The organism is Pseudomonas sp. SIMBA_067 (assembly GCF_046534675.1).
GTDB classification, from domain to species: domain Bacteria; phylum Pseudomonadota; class Gammaproteobacteria; order Pseudomonadales; family Pseudomonadaceae; genus Aquipseudomonas; species Aquipseudomonas putida.
On the sequence record NZ_JAWRYH010000003.1, the window covers coordinates 182,722 to 200,870 of the forward strand.

An 18,149-nucleotide genomic window follows, 5' to 3' on the forward strand; every position below is an offset into this window, starting at 1 on the left:
GCGTCTCCCTGCTCCAGCGACCCGAGGATCCTCATGCAATTCAAGCCAGCCGTTACCGCTCTGGTTTCCGCCGTCGCCCTGGCAACCCTGCTCAGTGGCTGTAAGAAAGAAGAAGCAGCGCCAGCGGCGCAGGCTCCTCAGGTCGGCGTGGTTACCCTTCAGCCGCAAGCCTTCACCCTGACCTCGGAACTGCCGGGGCGTACCAGTGCCTACCGGGTCGCCGAAGTGCGCCCGCAGGTCAACGGCATCATCCTCAAGCGCCTGTTCAAGGAAGGCAGTGAGGTGAAGGAAGGCCAGCAGCTGTACCAGATCGACCCTGCCGTGTACGAAGCCAACCTGGCCAACGCCCAGGCCAACTTGCAAGCTACTCGCTCCCTGGCCGAGCGCTACAAGCAGCTGATCGACGAACAGGCGGTGTCCAAGCAGGAATACGACGACGCCAATGCCAAACGATTGCAGGCCGATGCTTCGCTCAAAAGCGCCCAGATCGACCTGCGCTACACCAAGGTGCTGGCGCCCATCAGTGGTCGCATCGGCCGCTCGTCGTTTACCGAAGGCGCGCTGGTGAGCAATGGCCAGACCAACGCCATGGCCACCATCCAGCAGCTCGACCCGATCTACGTCGACGTCACCCAGTCCACCGCCGAGCTGCTGAAGCTGCGACGTGAACTGGAAAGCGGCCAACTGCAGAAGTCTGGCGCCAACACCGCATCGGTTCAGCTGGTACTGGAAGACGGCAGCCTGTTCAAGCAGGAAGGTCGCCTGGAGTTTTCCGAAGTGGCGGTCGACGAGACCACCGGCTCGGTGACCCTGCGTGCCATCTTCCCCAACCCGGACCACACCCTGCTGCCAGGCATGTTCGTGCATGCGCGGCTCAAGGCCGGGGTCAACAGCCAAGCCATCCTGGCACCGCAACAGGGCGTGACGCGCGACCTCAAAGGCGCCCCAACCGCCCTGGTGGTCAACCAGGAGAACAAGGTCGAACTGCGCCAGCTGAAGGCCAGCCGTACCCTGGGCAGCGACTGGCTGATCGAGGAAGGCCTCAACCCAGGCGACCGCCTGATCACCGAAGGGCTGCAGTACGTGCGCCCGGGCGTCGAGGTCAAGGTCAGCGAAGCCACCAACGTCAAGAAGCCGGGCAGCCCTGATCAGGCCAACGCGGCGAAAGCAGACGCCAAAGCGGAGTAAACCATGTCGAAGTTCTTTATCGATCGCCCGATCTTCGCCTGGGTGATCGCCTTGGTGATCATGCTGGTCGGCGCCTTGTCGATCCTGAAGCTGCCTATCAACCAGTACCCCAGCATCGCGCCGCCGGCCATCGCCATCGCCGTGACCTACCCGGGCGCCTCGGCGCAAACCGTGCAGGACACCGTGGTACAGGTGATCGAGCAGCAGCTCAACGGTATCGACAACCTGCGTTATGTGTCGTCGGAAAGCAACTCCGACGGCAGCATGACCATTACTGCCACCTTCGAACAAGGCACCAACCCCGACACCGCCCAGGTCCAGGTACAGAACAAGCTGAACCTGGCCACCCCATTGCTGCCGCAGGAAGTGCAGCAGCAAGGTATCCGCGTCACCAAGGCAGTGAAAAACTTCCTGCTGGTGATCGGCCTGGTGTCCGAAGACGGCAGCATGACCAAGGACGACCTGGCCAACTACATCGTCTCCAACATGCAGGACCCGATCTCGCGTACTGCGGGTGTGGGTGACTTCCAGGTGTTCGGTGCGCAGTACGCCATGCGTATCTGGCTCGATCCGGCCAAGCTGAACAAGTTCCAGCTGACCCCGGTCGACGTCAAGACCGCCGTGGCCGCGCAGAACGTGCAGGTTTCGTCCGGCCAGCTCGGCGGCCTGCCAGCCCTGCCTGGTACCCAGCTGAACGCCACCATCATCGGCAAGACCCGCCTGCAAACCGCCGAGCAGTTCGAGAAGATCCTGCTCAAGGTCAACAAGGATGGCTCCCAGGTACGACTGGGTGACGTCGCGCAAGTGGGCCTGGGCGGTGAAAACTACGCGGTCAGCGCCCAGTTCAACGGCAAGCCGGCTTCCGGCCTGGCCGTAAAACTGGCTACCGGCGCCAACGCGCTGGACACCGCCAAGGCACTGCGCGAGACCATCAAAGGCCTGGAACCATTCTTCCCGCCTGGCGTGAAAGCGGTATTCCCGTACGACACCACCCCGGTGGTCACCGAATCGATCAGCGGTGTGATCCACACCCTGATCGAAGCCGTGGTCCTGGTGTTCCTGGTGATGTACCTGTTCCTGCAGAACTTCCGCGCCACCATCATCACCACCATGACCGTACCGGTGGTGTTGCTGGGTACGTTCGGCATCCTTGCCGCCGCAGGCTTCAGTATCAACACCCTGACCATGTTCGCCATGGTCCTGGCCATCGGCTTGCTGGTGGACGACGCCATCGTCGTGGTGGAGAACGTCGAACGGGTCATGTCCGAGGAAGGGTTACCGCCCAAGGAGGCGACCAAACGTTCGATGGAACAGATCCAGGGCGCCCTGGTGGGTATTGCCCTGGTACTGTCGGCGGTACTGCTGCCCATGGCGTTCTTCGGTGGTTCCACAGGTGTGATCTACCGGCAGTTCTCCATCACCATCGTGTCGGCCATGGGCCTCTCGGTGCTGGTAGCGCTTATCTTCACCCCGGCACTGTGCGCCACCATGCTCAAGCCGCTGAAGAAAGGTGAGCACCACACTGCCAAAGGCGGGTTCTTTGGCTGGTTCAACCGCAACTTCGACCGCAGCGTGAACGGCTACGAGCGCAGCGTGGGCACGATCCTGCGCAACAAGGTACCGTTCCTGCTCGGCTACGCGCTGATCGTGGTCGGCATGATCTGGCTGTTCACCCGCATCCCTACTGCTTTCCTCCCGGAAGAAGACCAGGGCGTACTGTTTGCCCAGGTACAGACCCCGGCCGGCTCCAGTGCCGAACGTACGCAGGTTGTGGTTGACCAGATGCGTGAGTACCTGTTGAAGGAAGAGGCCGACACCGTGGCATCGGTGTTCACTGTCAACGGCTTCAACTTCGCCGGCCGCGGCCAGAGCTCGGGCATGGCGTTCATCATGCTCAAGCCGTGGGGTGAACGCTCCAAGGAAAACAGTGTGTTCGCCCTGGCCGAACGTGCCCAGAAGCACTTCTTCACCTTCCGCGACGCAATGGTGTTCGCCTTCGCGCCGCCTGCGGTACTCGAACTGGGTAACGCTACCGGCTTCGACGTGTTCCTGCAGGACCGCGGTGGTGTCGGCCATGCCAAACTCATGGAAGCGCGCAACCAGTTCCTGGCAAAGGCCGCACAAAGCAAGGTGCTCAGCGCCGTGCGCCCGAACGGCCTGAACGATGAGCCGCAGTACCAGCTGACTATCGATGACGAACGTGCAAGCGCCTTGGGCGTGACCATTGCCGACATCAACAACACCCTGTCGATTGCACTGGGTGCCAGCTATGTCAACGACTTCATCGACCGTGGCCGAGTCAAGAAGGTGTACATCCAGGGCGAACCAAACGCGCGGATGAGCCCGGAAGACCTGCAGAAGTGGTACGTGCGCAACGGTGCAGGCGAAATGGTCCCGTTCTCGTCGTTCGCCAAAGGCGAGTGGACGTACGGTTCGCCCAAGCTGTCCCGGTACAACGGCGTCGAGGCGATGGAAATCCTGGGTGCTCCGGCCCCGGGCTACAGTACCGGTGATGCTATGGCCGAGGTGGAACGCATCGCAGGCGAGTTGCCGGACGGTATCGGCTTCTCCTGGACCGGCATGTCTTACGAGGAAAAACTCTCCGGCTCGCAGATGCCGGCACTGTTCGCCCTCTCTGTGCTGTTCGTGTTCCTGTGCCTGGCTGCACTGTATGAAAGCTGGTCGATCCCGATCGCCGTCGTGCTGGTAGTACCGCTGGGTATCATCGGTGCACTGATCGCCACCAGCCTGCGCGGGCTGTCCAACGACACGTACTTCCTGGTCGGCCTGTTGACCACCATCGGTCTGGCGGCGAAAAACGCCATTTTGATCGTCGAGTTCGCCAAGGAACTGCACGAGCAAGGCCGCAGCCTGTACGACGCAGCGATCGAAGCGTGCCGCATGCGTCTGCGCCCGATCATCATGACCTCGCTGGCGTTCATCCTCGGCGTGGTACCGTTGACCATCGCCAGCGGCGCCGGCGCCGGCAGCCAGCACGCCATCGGTACAGGTGTGATCGGCGGCATGATCAGTGCGACCGTGCTGGCTATCTTCTGGGTACCACTGTTCTTCGTCGCAGTGTCGTCGCTGTTCGGCAGCAAAGAGCCGGAAAAAGACGCCACCCCTGAAACTCCACGTTATGAGGCTGGGCAATGACCAAGTCTTTGTTGTCCCTGGCGGTAACCGCTTTCATTCTTGGCGGCTGCTCGCTGATCCCTGACTACCAGACCCCGGAAGCGCCGGTGGCAGCGCAGTGGCCGCAAGGCCCTGCGTACTCGCCGACGCAATCGGCAGACGTTGCTGCCGCCGAACAGGGCTGGCGCCAGTTCTTCCACGACCCGGCACTGCAACAGCTGATCCAGACTTCGCTGGTCAACAACCGCGACCTGCGCGTCGCGGCGCTGAACCTCGACGCTTACCGCGCGCAGTACCGCATCCAGCGTGCCGACCTGTTCCCGGCGGTTTCGGCCACCGGCAGCGGCAGCCGCCAACGCGTACCGGCGAACATGTCGCAAACCGGCGAATCTGGCATCACCAGCCAGTACTCGGCCACCTTGGGCGTCAGCGCTTATGAGCTGGACCTGTTCGGCCGTGTGCGCAGCCTGACCGAGCAGGCGCTGGAAACCTACCTGTCCAGCGAGCAGGCGCGTCGCTCCACGCAAATCGCCCTGGTGGCCAGCGTGGCCAACGCCTACTACACCTGGCAGGCCGACCAGGCCCTGTTCAAGCTGACCGAAGAAACGCTTAAGACCTACGAGCAAAGCTACAACCTCACCCGTCGCAGCAATGAAGTCGGCGTGGCTTCTGCCCTCGACGTCAGCCAGGCGCGCACCGCTGTGGAAGGCGCCCGGGTCAAGTACTCGCAGTACCAGCGCCTGGTCGCCCAGGACGTCAACAGCCTGACCGTGCTGCTGGGTACCGGCGTTCCTGCCAACCTGGCGAAGCCGCTGGAGCTCAACGCCGACCAGCTGGCCGAAGTGCCGGCCGGCCTGCCGTCGGACATCCTCCAGCGTCGCCCGGACATCCAGGAAGCCGAGCACCTGCTCAAGGCCGCCAATGCCAACATTGGTGCCGCCCGTGCAGCGTTCTTCCCGAGCATCAGCCTGACCGCCAACGCTGGCAGCCTGAGCCCCGACATGGGTCACCTGTTCGCCGGTGGCCAAGGCACCTGGCTGTTCCAGCCGCAGATCAACCTGCCGATCTTCAACGCCGGCAGCCTGAAGGCCAGCCTGGACTACTCGAAGATCCAGAAGGACATAAACGTCGCCAAGTACGAAAAAACCATCCAGACCGCCTTCCAGGAAGTCTCCGATGGCCTGGCGGCGCGCAAGACCTTCGAAGAGCAGCTGCAGGCCCAGCGCGACCTGGTGCAGGCGAACCAGGATTACTACCGCCTGGCTGAGCGCCGTTACCGCATTGGGATCGACAGCAACCTGACCTTCCTCGACGCCCAGCGCAACCTGTTCAGCGCCCAACAGTCGCTGATTACCGACCGCCTTTCGCAGCTGACCAGCGAGGTCAATCTGTACAAGGCGCTCGGCGGTGGCTGGTATGAGCAGACCGGGCAGGCCAACCAGCAGGCATCGGTGCAAGCACCGAAAGGCTGATTGAGTTTGTAGCAGCATCGAGCCCACCTTTACGGTGGGCTTTTTGTTTGTCGCTGCCAGTGCAGGGCTCGTAGGCAAGGGTTCATCGAGGCATCGAACCGCCGCGAAACGTCTGTCAAAGCAAAACAATTAACCAGCTGGAACATTCCGTTCGATTATCGCCCCGTTCCGTTTGCGGCGAATTGCCTCACCCCCGCACTACCCCGCAACATCCGCTTACGCAACGTTGCCCAAGTTCATCAAAAAAAAGACCCGCACCTGCAGGCTTGATCCAGCAGTGCACCGGCTCGCCCCATAAAAACAAGAGATCCACGACAGATGAGCACTTTGCAACCCGCACGCCAGCTGCTGCCCGGCCTGTTGGCCATGTCCTGCGCCCTCCCCGTCTTCGCCGCCAACGAAGGTGGTTTCATGGAAGACGCCAAGGCCACCCTCAACCTGCGCAACTTCTATATCAATCGCAATTTCGTCGACCCGGCCAACCCGCAGGGCAAGGCCGAAGAATGGACGCAAAGCTTCATTCTTGACGCCCGCTCCGGCTTCACCCAAGGCACCGTCGGTTTCGGGGTGGACGTGCTGGGCCTGTACTCGGTCAAGCTCGACGGCGGCAAAGGCACCACCAACACACACCTGCTGCCCGTGCATGACGACGGCCGCCCGGCCGATGACTTCGGCCGCCTGGGTGTGGCACTGAAAGCCAAGTTGTCCGAAACCGAGCTGAAAGTCGGTGAATGGATGCCGGTACTGCCCATCCTGCGCTCGGACGATGGCCGCTCGCTGCCGCAAACCTTCCGTGGTGGCCAGTTGACCTCCAAGGAAATTGCCGGCCTGACGCTGTACGCCGGGCAGTTCCGCGGTAACAGCCCGCGCAACGACGCCAGCATGGAAGACATGTCGATGAACGGCAAAGGCGCGTTCACCTCCGATCGTTTCAACTTCGGCGGTGGTGAGTACACCTTCAACGACAAGCGCACCATGATCGGCCTGTGGGATGCCCAGCTCAAGGACATCTACCGTCAGCAATACCTCAACCTGACGCACAGCCAGCCGCTGGGCGACTGGACCCTGGGCGCCAACCTGGGCTACTTCATCGGCAAGGAAGACGGCGCAGAGCGCGCCGGCAAACTGGATAACCGCACCGCCTCGGCCATGCTTTCGGCGCGTTACCAGGGCCACACCTTCTACGTCGGCCTGCAAAAGGTCAGCGGCGACGACGCCTGGATGCGGGTCAACGGTACCAGCGGCGGCACTCTGGCCAACGACAGCTACAACTCCAGCTTCGACAATGCCAAGGAGCGTTCCTGGCAAGTGCGCCATGACTTCAACTTCGCTACCGTTGGCGTGCCTGGGCTGACCCTGATGAACCGCTACATCAAGGGTGATAACGTCACCGTGGGCAGCGTGGATGATGGCAAGGAATGGGCTCGCGAGACCGAACTGGCCTATGTGGTGCAGTCGGGCAGCTTGAAGGACCTGTCGGTGAAATGGCGCAACTCCACCATGCGCCGGGACTTCAGTACCAACGCCTTTGACGAGAACCGGCTGATCGTGAGTTACCCGCTGAATCTCCTTTGAATGCTTCGCGGGCACGCCCGCTCCCACAGGGATTGCACCAGCCTTGAATTCTGCGCCCTACCTGTGGGAGCGGGCATGCCCGCGAAGAGGCCAGAAGCCCTTGCAAATAACCAAAAGAAATAACCAAATCCATAAACCTTCTTGGACGACATAAGCTGTAACAGCTTGAATAGGGCCCTGATCCCCGCCCCAGAGCCGTGACATGGACCTCCGCCAGCTGCGTTACTTCATCGCCCTCACCGAATACCGCAGTTTCGTCCGTGCCGCCGAGGCCATGGGCATCACTCAACCCGCCTTCAGCCGCGCCATCCAGGGCCTCGAACACACGTTCGGCTGCCCGCTGGTGGACCGCGCCAGCAAAGCCCTGCTGCCAACCCCCGAGGGCCTGGTGGTACTGCAGCACGCCCGCCGCCTGGTGCAGGGTGCCGCGCAACTGAGCAACGAAGTACTGCAAATGACCAAGCTCGACGCCGGCGAGCTGCATTTCGGCAGTGGCCCGGCGCTGGCCGTGCGCCTGGTCCCCGACGCCTTGCGCCATTTCATCGAACGCCACCCGGGCATCCGCACCTCGCTGCTGGTAGATAATGCCGAACGCCTGGGCCAGGCCCTGCGCCGTGAACAGATCGAGTTTTTCGTCGACGATATCCGACCGTTCGAAGCCGACCCCAATTTCCACACCGAGCCCCTGTCGCCACGGCCCGGCCTGTTCTTCTGCCGGCCTGGCCACCCGTTGCTGGCCAAGGACAGCCTGTCGACCAACGACCTGTTCAGCTACCCGCTGGCCAGCGCCCTGCTCGCCCCCGGCGTGCGCAAGCGCCTGGCCAACCTGAGCGGGCGCAGCGACTTCATCCCGCACCTGCAGACCGAGCACCTGGCGATACTGCGCAGCGTGGTGCAGGCCAGCGACGCCATTGGCACGGCCAGCGAGGAGGCCGTGGCCGAAGACCTGGCCACCGGCACACTGGTGCGCCTGCACTGGCGCAACCTGCCGCCGGCGCTGGAGGTACTGAGCGTGCGCTGCGGCGTGGTCAGCCGTAGCGGTTACCGGTTGTCGCCGGCGGCGCGGGCGATGATCGAGACACTGGTAGGGCTGGATACGCCGGTACGGGCTGCTGCCATTCGCTGAGCTGATGATAGTAGTAGCTGCGGGCTATCCTGAGCTATATGGGTTACCAGTGCCGGCCCTTTCGCGGGTTCACCCGCGAAGGGCCGGTACAGGCAATACACCTAGATCAGGCACACCAGGGAGGCACAACAATGAAAACCCTCGTCGACCACCTGAGCCAATACGCCAGCTACCACCGCGACCCACGCAACATCGCCACCCACTTCGTAGGCATCCCGATGATCGTGTTGGCAGTCACCATCCTGCTGTCACGCCCAGGCTGGGAAATAGTTGGCATGTGGCTGTCCCCTGCCCTGCTGGCAGCGGCGGCTTCGGTGTGGTTTTACCTGCGCCTGGACCTGCGCTTCGGGCTGGTGATGGGGCTGTTGCTGGGACTGTGCTTGTGGGTCGGCCAGGTGCTGGCAGTACAGACGACAACACTGTGGCTCAGCGCCGGGCTGGGGGCATTCCTGGTGGGCTGGATCATCCAGTTCGTCGGCCATTACTACGAAGGCCGCAAACCTGCATTTGTCGACGATGTCAGCGGGCTGATCATCGGGCCGCTGTTCGTGGTGGCAGAAGCGGCATTCATGCTCGGCCTGTGCCCGAACCTGAAACACGCCGTAGAAAACAACGCAGGCCCGGTAGCCATGCGTCAGAAGAATACGGTCATGTAAACATTCCATGGCCCTATCGCCTGCAAGCCAGCTCCCACAGGGAGTGCACTGCCCTCAGGCCTAATGCAATCCCTGTGGGAGCTGGCTTGCCGGCGATAGGGCCAGTGCAGGCATTACTGCTGTCGAGACTCTACACCTAGTTCATCCCACACCGACTCAGCCAAGTGGAACGTGGCATTGGCCGCCGGGATGCCGCAATAGATCGCGCTCTGCATCAGCACTTCCTTGATCTCTTCACGGGTCACGCCATTGTTGGCTGCGGCGCGCAGGTGCAGTTTCAGTTCATCATTGCGGTTCATGCCGATCAGCATGGCGATGGTGATCAGGCTGCGGGTATGGCGCGGCAGGCCGGGGCGGGTCCAGATATCACCCCAGGCGTGGCGGGTGATCATCTCCTGGAACTCGCCGTTGAAGTCATTGAGCTTTTCCAGGCTACGGTCCACGTGGGCATCGCCAAGTACCGCACGGCGCACTTGCATGCCCGCGTCGTAACGTTGTTTCTCATCCATGGCGTTGTCCTCAGTGAGCCAGCAGGAAGTCGAGCACGCGGCGGCTGAACGCCTCACCGATTTCGACGTTGGACAGGTGCGCTGCCGGGAAGTCGACGTACTCGGCACCTTTGATACCGGCCTGCATGAAGCGGCCATGTGCAGGGGTGGTGACCACGTCTTCGGTGCCAGCAACGATCAGCGCGGGCACCTGGATGCGGCCCAGTTGCTCACGGTAATCGGCATCACGCACCGCTGCGCAGTTGGCGGCATAACCTTGCGGGCTGGTGTGCGCCAGCATCTGGCAAATGCGCTGGGCTTGCTCAGGCTGGGCCTGGACGAAGCCCGGGGTGAACCAGCGGGCGATAGAGCCATCGCGCAGGTCGACCATGGCCTGCTGGCCACCCTTGAGCACGGTGTCGATACGGGGGTTCCACACCTCGTCACTGGCGATCTTGGCGGCGGTGTTGCACAGGGTCAGGCTGTGCAGGCGCTCACCGGCGTTGATGCCCAACCACTGGCCGATCAGGCCACCCATCGACAGGCCGACGAAATGCGCTTTCTGGATGTCCAGGCCATCAAGCAGGGCGAGCACGTCACCGCCCAGCTGTTCGATGGTGTAAGGGCCTTCGGTGACCAACGATGCGCCGTGGCCACGGGTGTCGTAGCGCAGCACGCGAAAGTGCTGGCTCCACAGCGGAATCTGGGTGTCCCACATGCCCAGGTCGGTGCCCAGCGAGTTGGACAGGACCAGCACCGGGGCGTTTTCCGGGCCATCGATCTGGTAGTTCAAAACGCCATCGGCCAGTTGCAAATGCGCCACAGCAGTCTCCTTCAGGCAGTGAAATGTTGATGTTCGGATACGGCGCGCGCGACCCAGACGCGGGCTTGGCCCAGGTAATGGGCAGGGTCGAGCAGGCGATCAAGTTCTTCGGCAGACAGCTCGGCACTGACCTGCGGGTCATCACCCAGCACCGCACGCAGGTGGCGCTGTTCGGCCACGGCGCGCTGGCAGCATTGTTCCAGCAAGTGGTGGGCACGGTCGCGGCCCAGGCGTTGGGCCAGGACGATACTCACCGCTTCTGCCAGCACCAGCCCTTGGGTCAGGTCGAGGTTACGGCGCATGCGCGCTGCGTCCACTTCCACGCCCTCGGCAATCACCTGGGCCTGGCGCAGCGCGCCGGAGACCAGGCAGCAGATGTCCGGGAGGGTTTCCCATTCGGCATGCCACAGGCCCAGGCTGCGCTCGTGCTCCTGGGGCATGGCGGCGAACAGCGTCGATACCAGCCCCGGCACGCGGGTCGCGGCACCGATCAGCACCGCAGCGCCCACCGGGTTGCGCTTGTGTGGCATGGTCGAAGAGCCGCCCTTGCCTGGTGCGGAAGGCTCGAATACCTCCCCCGCCTCGGTTTGCATCAGCAGGCTGACATCGCGGCCGAACTTGCCCAGGCTGCCGGCCACAAGGCCAAGCACCGAGGCAAACTCTACCAGGCGATCACGCTGGGTGTGCCAGGGTTGCTCGGGCAGGGTCAGCTTCAGTTGCTCGGCCAGGGCCTCGGCCACCGGCATCGCCTTGCTGCCCAGAGCGGCCAGGCTGCCCGAGGCGCCGCCGAACTGCAGCACCAACAGGCGCGGGCGCAGCTCTTGCAGGCGCTGACGGTGGCGGGTCAATGCCCCCAGCACGCCAGCCAGTTTCATGCCCAGGGTCACCGGGGTAGCGTGTTGCAGCCAGGTGCGGCCCACCATTGGCGTATCGGCGTGCTTCAAGGCCTGCTGCGACAGGGTATCGGCCAGTTTGCCCAGGTCCGCTTCGATCAGGTCGAGGGCATCGCGCAACTGCAACACCAGACCGGTGTCCATCGCGTCCTGGCTGGTGGCGCCCAGGTGCACATAGCGCTCGGCCTCGGGCACGCCACTGGCAATCACCTTGCCCAACGCCTTCACCAGCGGGATTGCCGAGTTGCCAGCGGTTGCGATGGCATCGGCCAGCGCCCCCACGTCATAGCGCTCGGCCTTGCATGCCGCCTCGATGGCGGCCACGGCGCTGTGCGGGACCAGCCCCGCAGCAGCTTCGGCACGGGCCAGCGCGGCTTCGAAATCGAGCATGCCCTGTAAGCGGCCACGGTCGGAGAAAATCTCGCGCATGGCCGGCGCGGTGAAGTAGGCGTCGAACAGTTGGTTGGTCATGCCACGTCCTTAGTCATCGTGGTGCAGGTACGCGGCCTGCCTCGGCAGGCGCAGGCTGAACAGGAAGGCAATCGCCATCATGGCCGTCACGTACCAGTAGAAAGTGTTTTCCATGCCCAGGGTCTTCAGGCCCAAGGCCACGTACTCGGCGGAGCCGCCAAATGCCGCGTTGGCCACTGCGTAGGCCAGGCCTACACCCAGCGCACGTACTTGTGGCGGGAACATCTCGGCCTTCACCAGGCCGCTGATCGAGGTGTAGAAACTGACAATACACAACGCCAGGCTGATCAGCACGAAGGCCATGAACGGACTGGTGACTGTTTTCAGCGCCATCAGCAGCGGCACGGTGCACAAGGTCCCGAGCGCGCCAAACAGCAGCATCGAATTGCGTCGGCCGATGCGGTCGGACAGCATGCCGAAGAACGGCTGCACCACCATGAACAGGAACAGCGCGCCGGTCATCACGTAGCTGGCGTTTTTCGCCGTCATACCCGCGGTATTGACCAGGTACTTCTGCATGTAGGTGGTGAAGGTGTAGAAGATCAGCGAGCCGCCGGCGGTGTAGCCAAGCACGGTGATGAAGGCCGCCGCATGGTTGCGGAACAGGCCCTTGATGGTGCCTGCATCTTTGTCGTTGCGGGTTTCGGCGCTGCTGGTCTCGTGCAGCGAGCGGCGCAACATCAACGAGATCAGCGCGGCGATGGCCCCTACCACGAATGGAATGCGCCAGCCCCAGGCACGCAGTTCATCCTCAGTCAGCAACTGCTGCAGGATCACCACCACCAGCACCGCCAGCAACTGCCCACCAATCAGGGTGACGTACTGGAACGAGGCAAAGAAGCCACGCTGCCCACGCAGGGCCACTTCACTCATGTAGGTGGCGGTGGTGCCGTATTCGCCACCCACCGACAGGCCCTGGATCAGGCGGGCCAGCAACAGCAGCGCCGGGGCCCAGGTGCCGATGCTGTCATAGGTGGGCAGGCAGGCGATCATCAGGGAGCCGAAGCACATCATCAGCACCGAGATCATCAGGGAATTCTTGCGACCATGGCGGTCAGCGAGGCGGCCGAAGATCCAGCCACCGATGGGGCGCATCAAAAACCCTGCGGCGAACACACCAGCCGTGTTCAACAGCTGGACGGTAGGGTCGTCGGAGGGGAAGAAGGCCGGGGCGAAGTAGATTGCGCAGAAGGCGTAGACGTAGAAGTCGAACCATTCCACCAGGTTGCCTGAGGAGGCACCGACGATAGCGAAGATGCGCTTGCTGCGTTCTTCGCCGGTGTAATAGGTTGAGGTCATGAAGGTTTTACTCCTGGAGGGTCCTAGGTAAGTCTAGACATACCTGGTAACACACTCGTTCCGCTATCTGGCTGGCAATTGGCCTTATGTCGAAGCTACCGGCCCTATCGCGGGCAAGCCCGCTCCTACAGGGAGAGCGTGGTTCCTTGTAGGAGCGGGCTTGCCCGCGATAGGGCCGGTACAGGTCAAACCCGCTCGATGGCCAGCGCCAGACCTTGGCCGACACCCACACACATGGTCGCCAGGCCCTTGCGCCCGCCACTTTTCTCCAGCTGATGCAGCGCAGTCAGCACCAGGCGCGCACCGCTCATGCCCAGCGGGTGCCCCAGGGCGATTGCGCCGCCATTAGGGTTCACCTGCGGCGCATCGTCGGCCACACCCAGCTCACGCAGCACCGCCAGGCCTTGGCTGGCAAAGGCTTCGTTGAGCTCGATCACGTCGAAATCACTTACCGCCACACCCAGGCGCTCGGTCAGTTTACGCACCGCCGGCACCGGGCCAATGCCCATCACCCGTGGTGCAACACCGCCGCTGGCCATGCCCAGTACCCGGGCACGCGGGGTCAGGCCGTGCTTCTTCACCGCTTCTGCCGACGCCAGGATCAGCGCCGCAGCACCGTCGTTCACGCCCGAGGCGTTGCCGGCGGTGACCGTCTTGTCCGGGCCGTTGACCGGCTTGAGCTTGGTCAGCGCCTCCAGCGTGGTTTCCGGGCGCAGGTGCTCGTCACGCTCGACGATGGTTTCGCCCTTCTTGTGGGCAATGCGCACCGGCACGATCTCTTCGGCGAAGAAGCCGGCAGCCTGGGCGGCTGCAGCCTTCTGCTGGCTGCGCAGGGCGAAAGCGTCCTGGTCAGCGCGCGAAACCTGGTAATCATCGGCTACGTTATCGGCGGTTTCCGGCATGGAGTCCACACCGTACTGGCTCTTCATCAGCGGGTTGATGAAGCGCCAGCCGATGGTAGTGTCTTCCAGCTTCATGTTGCGCGAATAGCCGCTTTCAGCCTTACCCATGACGAACGGAGCGCGCGACATCGACTCGACGCCGCCGGCAATCGCCAGCTCCATTTCGCCGCTGGCGATGGCGCGGAAGGCAGTGCCGATGGCATCCATGCCCGATGCGCACAGGCGGTTCAGGGTGACGCCCGGGATGCTCTCCGGCAGGCCGGCCAGCAGCAGCGCCATGCGCGCCACGTTGCGGTTGTCTTCACCGGCCTGGTTGGCGCAGCCGAAGAACACTTCATCAACCTGGTCCCACTGCACCGCAGGGTTGCGCTCGATCAGCGCTTTCAGCGGCACGGCAGCCAGGTCGTCGGCACGCACACCCGCCAGGGCGCCGCCGAAGCGGCCGATGGGGGTGCGGATGGCGTCACAGATAAATACGTCGCGCATTAGGCTTCTCCTGCCACTGGCCATGGGCCGCGGCGGTACGTGTGGAGGCTACTGGTCAGGGTGCTTCGATGAGCTCAGATTAAGGAGAGTAGCGGTAGGCTTACAATCCGATAATCGACTATTTGTGCGATTATCGAACTATTTGTTGCGCTGCTACTTATCTGCAGGCCGGGCTGCTGCGCAGCCCTATCGCGACACAAGGCCGCTCCCTGTAGGAGCAGCCTTGTACTGCGAAGGGTCCACAAAGTGGCCCCCGCTTCTCAGGTCGCGTCGGCGTGGCTGACCAACCCTTTGACGATCACACCTACGGTCGCCAGCGCCGCAGGCACCAGCAACGCGGTCAGCACCTGCTCGAAGTTCCAGCCCAGGCCCAGTAGCGTTGCGCCGCTCCAGGCCCCCAGAATCGCACCAAAGCGGCCGATACCCAGCATCCACGATACACCCGTGGCACGGCCCTGGGTCGGGTAGAAGCGTGCCGCCAGCGACGGCATTGCCGATTGCGCGCCGTTCACGCACATGCCGGCGATCAGCACCAACGTGGCCAACACGGTGATGTTGCCCAGGCTCTGCCCCACGGCGTAGGCGAACACCCCTGCCAGCAGGTAGAAAATGCCGATCACCTTGTGTGGGTTGTAACGGTCCATGGCCCAGCCCACACCCACGGCACTCAGCACGCCGCCGAACTGGAACAACGCACCGATGAATGCGGCCTGCTCCATGCTCGCGCCGCTATCACGCATCAGGGTTGGCAACCAGCTGGTCAGCAGGTAGACGATTACCAGGCCCATGAAGTAGGTCAGCCACAGCAGCATGGTGCCCAGGCCATAAGTGCCGGAGAAAATCACCGCAAACACGCTGCGCGCGGCCACGGCCTTTTGCTCTGGCACGCTGAAGCTGCCCGCCTCGGCCACCACCTGCGGCGCAATGGGCGAGAGGGTCTTGCGGATCTTGTCGGTACCACGGTTGCGCACCACCAGGAACCGCGCCGACTCCGGCAACCACACCATCAACACCAGCGCCAGCAGCAGTGGCAGCACGCCGCCGATCACCAGCAGGCTGTGCCAGCCATAGGCCGGGATCATCTTGGCGGAAATGAAGCCACCACCGGCCATGCCCAGGTTGAAGCCGCAGAACATGCTGGTCACCAGCAGCGACTTGAGGCGTTCGGGGGTGTATTCGGACAGCAGCGTGGTGGCATTGGGCATGCCGGCACCCAGGCCCAGGCCAGTCAGGAAGCGCAGCACCAGCAACTGGTCGACGTTGGTGGCATAGGCCGAGGCCAGGCTGAAACCGCCAAACACCAGCACCGCGCCCACCAGCACACCTTTGCGGCCGAAGCGGTCAGCCAACGGCCCGGAGCCCAGGGCACCGAACACCATGCCGATCAATGCGGCGCTCATCACCGGGCCAAGGCTGGCCCGGTCGATGCCCCACTCCTGCGACAGCGCCGGGGCGATGAAGCCCATGGCGGCCGTGTCCAGGCCGTCGAGGAAGACGATCAGAAAGCACAGCAACACGACCCGCCACTGGTAGCGGGACAGCGGCTGCTGGTTGATGAATGACTGGACGTCGAGGCTTTTGCCGACGCTGTTTTGTGCTTGGTTCATTGTTGTTATCCAGAATGTAGGGCACAGCCAGACCACTGCACACGGGCAACCGGTACAGGGGACGATGATTAGGGAATATGGCCTGCGTCAGCCTGGATACAACGGTACTGCGTGCGGGTGCGGCCGCAGCAATAAGTGGACAGTATTCATGGTAAGTGCCTCTTGTATTTTTTGTTCGGTCGGCTTGGCCGACCGTTGCGAGAGACATTAATCAGCGGGCGGCGGTGGCGCAATTCGCCCGGAGCGACACTGTGCGTTTATCGCACAAGAAACCGTTTTGCCTGTTCTAAATGTGAAAGGGGGCCGCTTGGCGCCCCCCTGCAATCTCAGCCAAACAACTGATGGCAAAGGTCCCGGCTGGCCGCCAGCAGGATCGGCAGGAAGCGCTGTTCCAGCTCGCTACGCGTCACCCGACCCACATGGGTGCTCACGTTCAGCGCCGCCAACACCTGCCCCGACGCGTCGTAGATCGGCACGGCAATCGAACGCAGCCCCTGCTCCAGCTCCTGGTCCACCACGCACCAGCCCTGGGCGCGCACCTGCTGGATGCAGGCGAACAGTGACTCAGGGTCATGCAGCGTACGGCTGGTGCGCGCTTTCAGGTCGGCACGCTCCAGGTATTCACGCAGGCTGGTGTCGTCCATCGCCGCCAGCAGGATGCGCCCCATCGATGTGCAATAGGCCGGCAGGCGCCCGCCCACCGACAAGTCGACCGATATCAGCCGCTCCACCGTGGCCGAACGGGCTATATAAAGAATGTCGTCGCCTTCGAGGGTGGCCATGTTGGCCGCTTCGTGCAGTTGGTCACTGATACGGTCCAGATAAGGCTGGGCAGAAATCGCCAACGGCGTCGACGACAGGTAGGCATGCCCCAACGTCAATACTTTGGGCAGCAGCGAATAGGTACGCCCGTCGGAGGTGGCGTAACCCAGCTTGATCAGCGTGTGCAGGCAACGGCGCACCGCTGCGCGAGGGATTTCGGTGCGGTGGCTGATCTGGGCGATGGTCAGGTGGCGCTTGCGCTCCTGAAAGGCCTGGATCACGGCCAGGCCACGTGCCAGGGAGGTCATGAAGTCGGGATCGCCGGTAAACGCCTGGATGCGCTTGGCCGGGGAAGCCACGATCGGCGGCGCCATGGCGGCCGAAGCGGGTCGCGCCGGCTCTGGATTGACCGGATCGTTGACCAGGGTTTCGTCACTCATCGCACACCTCAAAAAAAACGCCCGTTCGTGCGATTATCGAACAAACGGCCGATAATCGCAATTGACCGCTGACACTTTTGCTTATACCTTTCTCCTGCCACTTGTGGCTTCTTTGGAGAGACTGGTCAGGTACCCACCGTAGAAGTCCCCAGGCAACGGCCTCGCCTTTTGGCGAGGCCGTTTTTCATTCGGGCCTCACCCCGGCGTTGCATCGAACTATCCGCCATGCCTTTCAAACTTGTACGAAACGTCCAAACTGTTTGCCGACACCTGCCACTACTTGCGTCAGATGATGTCAGGGCTGTTAAATAACGATGTTCGGCGAATTATCGGTTGCTATAATCGATTGCGCAGGCCCCGACGCTAGCGTAGTAATGGAACCTTCCGCTGTATCTAGCCGTTGCGGCCAGCGAGGCATGTGCATGCTGCACAATGCATAACAACAGTCATCACACTTAATTCAGGTACTGCATGTGACGAAAGATGAACTGCGCGCAGAACTCGAGCGCCAGGCTGAACGTTACAAGGATGTTTACGGTGGTGAAGTCACCACTTACGCCGCACAACCGGATCCAGAGCGCAAACCTTGGCGCAAACGTGCCAGCGTGCGCGACCAGGCGTTCAACCACGAACTGGAACGCATTGAAAAGGAACTGCGCAGCGACAATCCCTGACCCTGGACCACGCCAGCGCGTCGTCGCCCGGCCAGCCCGGGCGCGGTCGATCTTTACCATCTGACCGATGATGAAATGGAATTACACAAATTTCATACGCCCGTTTGAATGATGGCGAATCGGCCATTTCTTCGTTTTTCTGCCTGATTTAG

14 protein-coding genes are annotated in these 18,149 nt (G+C 62.6%); 7 read left to right on the top strand and 7 right to left on the bottom strand.

The features are described from left to right. The first annotated feature begins 33 nt into the window (after window positions 1-33). From ttgA to SB765_RS09295, 6 genes are all read left to right on the top strand, one after another. Window positions 34-1,188: a toluene efflux RND transporter periplasmic adaptor subunit TtgA gene (ttgA, locus tag SB765_RS09270; protein ID WP_341796671.1), complete on the top strand. Its 1,155-nt coding sequence runs from the start codon at window positions 34-36 to the stop codon at window positions 1,186-1,188. 3 nt (window positions 1,189-1,191) lie between these two features. Continuing rightward, window positions 1,192-4,344 (top strand): multidrug efflux RND transporter permease subunit TtgB, encoded by a 3,153-nt coding sequence (gene ttgB / locus SB765_RS09275; protein ID WP_410910920.1) that lies wholly within the window; start codon window positions 1,192-1,194, stop codon window positions 4,342-4,344. Beyond that, window positions 4,341-5,795 carry an AdeC/AdeK/OprM family multidrug efflux complex outer membrane factor gene (locus SB765_RS09280; protein WP_016498128.1) on the top strand — a complete coding sequence of 485 codons (1,455 nt, stop codon included), beginning with the start codon at window positions 4,341-4,343 and terminating at the stop codon, window positions 5,793-5,795. Before ttgB ends, SB765_RS09280 begins: the two co-directional genes overlap by 4 nt. Window positions 5,796-6,113: 318 nt before the next feature. Beyond that, the gene (locus tag SB765_RS09285; protein WP_410931231.1) at window positions 6,114-7,370 is read left to right on the top strand and encodes an OprD family porin; all 1,257 of its coding nucleotides are present in this window, start codon (window positions 6,114-6,116) and stop codon (window positions 7,368-7,370) included. 202 nt (window positions 7,371-7,572) lie between these two features. Further along, window positions 7,573-8,496: a LysR family transcriptional regulator gene (locus tag SB765_RS09290; protein ID WP_410910919.1), complete on the top strand. Its 924-nt coding sequence runs from the start codon at window positions 7,573-7,575 to the stop codon at window positions 8,494-8,496. 131 nt (window positions 8,497-8,627) lie between these two features. Then, window positions 8,628-9,152 carry a DUF962 domain-containing protein gene (locus tag SB765_RS09295; RefSeq protein WP_341796674.1) on the top strand — a complete coding sequence of 175 codons (525 nt, stop codon included), beginning with the start codon at window positions 8,628-8,630 and terminating at the stop codon, window positions 9,150-9,152. A gap of 113 nt (window positions 9,153-9,265) precedes the next feature. On the opposite strand, the gene pcaC is transcribed toward SB765_RS09295, so the two are convergent. The 7 genes from pcaC to pcaR form a co-directional block, all read right to left on the bottom strand. Then, entirely contained in the window at window positions 9,266-9,661 is a 396-nt protein-coding gene (pcaC, locus tag SB765_RS09300) for a 4-carboxymuconolactone decarboxylase (protein ID WP_016498124.1), read from the bottom strand. A gap of 10 nt (window positions 9,662-9,671) precedes the next feature. Further along, window positions 9,672-10,463 (bottom strand): 3-oxoadipate enol-lactonase, encoded by a 792-nt coding sequence (gene pcaD / locus SB765_RS09305; protein WP_410910917.1) that lies wholly within the window; start codon window positions 10,461-10,463, stop codon window positions 9,672-9,674. A gap of 11 nt (window positions 10,464-10,474) precedes the next feature. Continuing rightward, a complete protein-coding gene (locus SB765_RS09310) occupies window positions 10,475-11,827 on the bottom strand; it encodes a 3-carboxy-cis,cis-muconate cycloisomerase (RefSeq protein ID WP_410931232.1) in 1,353 nt (450 codons plus the stop codon). A gap of 9 nt (window positions 11,828-11,836) precedes the next feature. Beyond that, on the bottom strand, window positions 11,837-13,126 hold the full coding sequence (locus tag SB765_RS09315; protein WP_341796677.1) for an MFS family transporter: 1,290 nt from the start codon (window positions 13,124-13,126) through the stop codon (window positions 11,837-11,839). A 185-nt stretch (window positions 13,127-13,311) separates the two neighbouring features. After that, complete coding sequence (pcaF, locus tag SB765_RS09320) at window positions 13,312-14,514, bottom strand: 3-oxoadipyl-CoA thiolase (RefSeq protein WP_016498120.1); 1,203 nt, start codon at window positions 14,512-14,514, stop codon at window positions 13,312-13,314. Window positions 14,515-14,774: 260 nt separating this feature from the next. Then, entirely contained in the window at window positions 14,775-16,121 is a 1,347-nt protein-coding gene (locus SB765_RS09325) for an MFS transporter (protein WP_016498119.1), read from the bottom strand. A gap of 326 nt (window positions 16,122-16,447) precedes the next feature. Next, entirely contained in the window at window positions 16,448-17,257 is an 810-nt protein-coding gene (gene pcaR / locus SB765_RS09330; protein WP_033732052.1) for a pca regulon transcriptional regulator PcaR, read from the bottom strand. A 539-nt stretch (window positions 17,258-17,796) separates the two neighbouring features. Here pcaR and SB765_RS09335 point away from each other — a divergent pair. Continuing rightward, window positions 17,797-17,997, top strand: coding sequence for a hypothetical protein (locus tag SB765_RS09335; RefSeq protein ID WP_410931233.1), 201 nt, complete (start codon window positions 17,797-17,799; stop codon window positions 17,995-17,997). The last annotated feature ends 152 nt before the right edge of the window (window positions 17,998-18,149 follow it).

Coding starts and splice junctions, on each gene's coding strand:
- ttgA (WP_341796671.1), top strand. CDS start 34: ATGCAATTCAAGCCAGCCGTTACCGCTCTGGTTTCCGCCGTCGCCCTG.
- ttgB (WP_410910920.1), top strand. CDS start 1,192: ATGTCGAAGTTCTTTATCGATCGCCCGATCTTCGCCTGGGTGATCGCC.
- SB765_RS09280 (WP_016498128.1), top strand. CDS start 4,341: ATGACCAAGTCTTTGTTGTCCCTGGCGGTAACCGCTTTCATTCTTGGC.
- SB765_RS09285 (WP_410931231.1), top strand. CDS start 6,114: ATGAGCACTTTGCAACCCGCACGCCAGCTGCTGCCCGGCCTGTTGGCC.
- SB765_RS09290 (WP_410910919.1), top strand. CDS start 7,573: ATGGACCTCCGCCAGCTGCGTTACTTCATCGCCCTCACCGAATACCGC.
- SB765_RS09295 (WP_341796674.1), top strand. CDS start 8,628: ATGAAAACCCTCGTCGACCACCTGAGCCAATACGCCAGCTACCACCGC.
- pcaC (WP_016498124.1), bottom strand. CDS start 9,661: ATGGATGAGAAACAACGTTACGACGCGGGCATGCAAGTGCGCCGTGCG.
- SB765_RS09310 (WP_410931232.1), bottom strand. CDS start 11,827: ATGACCAACCAACTGTTCGACGCCTACTTCACCGCGCCGGCCATGCGC.
- SB765_RS09315 (WP_341796677.1), bottom strand. CDS start 13,126: ATGACCTCAACCTATTACACCGGCGAAGAACGCAGCAAGCGCATCTTC.
- pcaF (WP_016498120.1), bottom strand. CDS start 14,514: ATGCGCGACGTATTTATCTGTGACGCCATCCGCACCCCCATCGGCCGC.
- SB765_RS09325 (WP_016498119.1), bottom strand. CDS start 16,121: ATGAACCAAGCACAAAACAGCGTCGGCAAAAGCCTCGACGTCCAGTCA.
- pcaR (WP_033732052.1), bottom strand. CDS start 17,257: ATGGCGCCGCCGATCGTGGCTTCCCCGGCCAAGCGCATCCAGGCGTTT.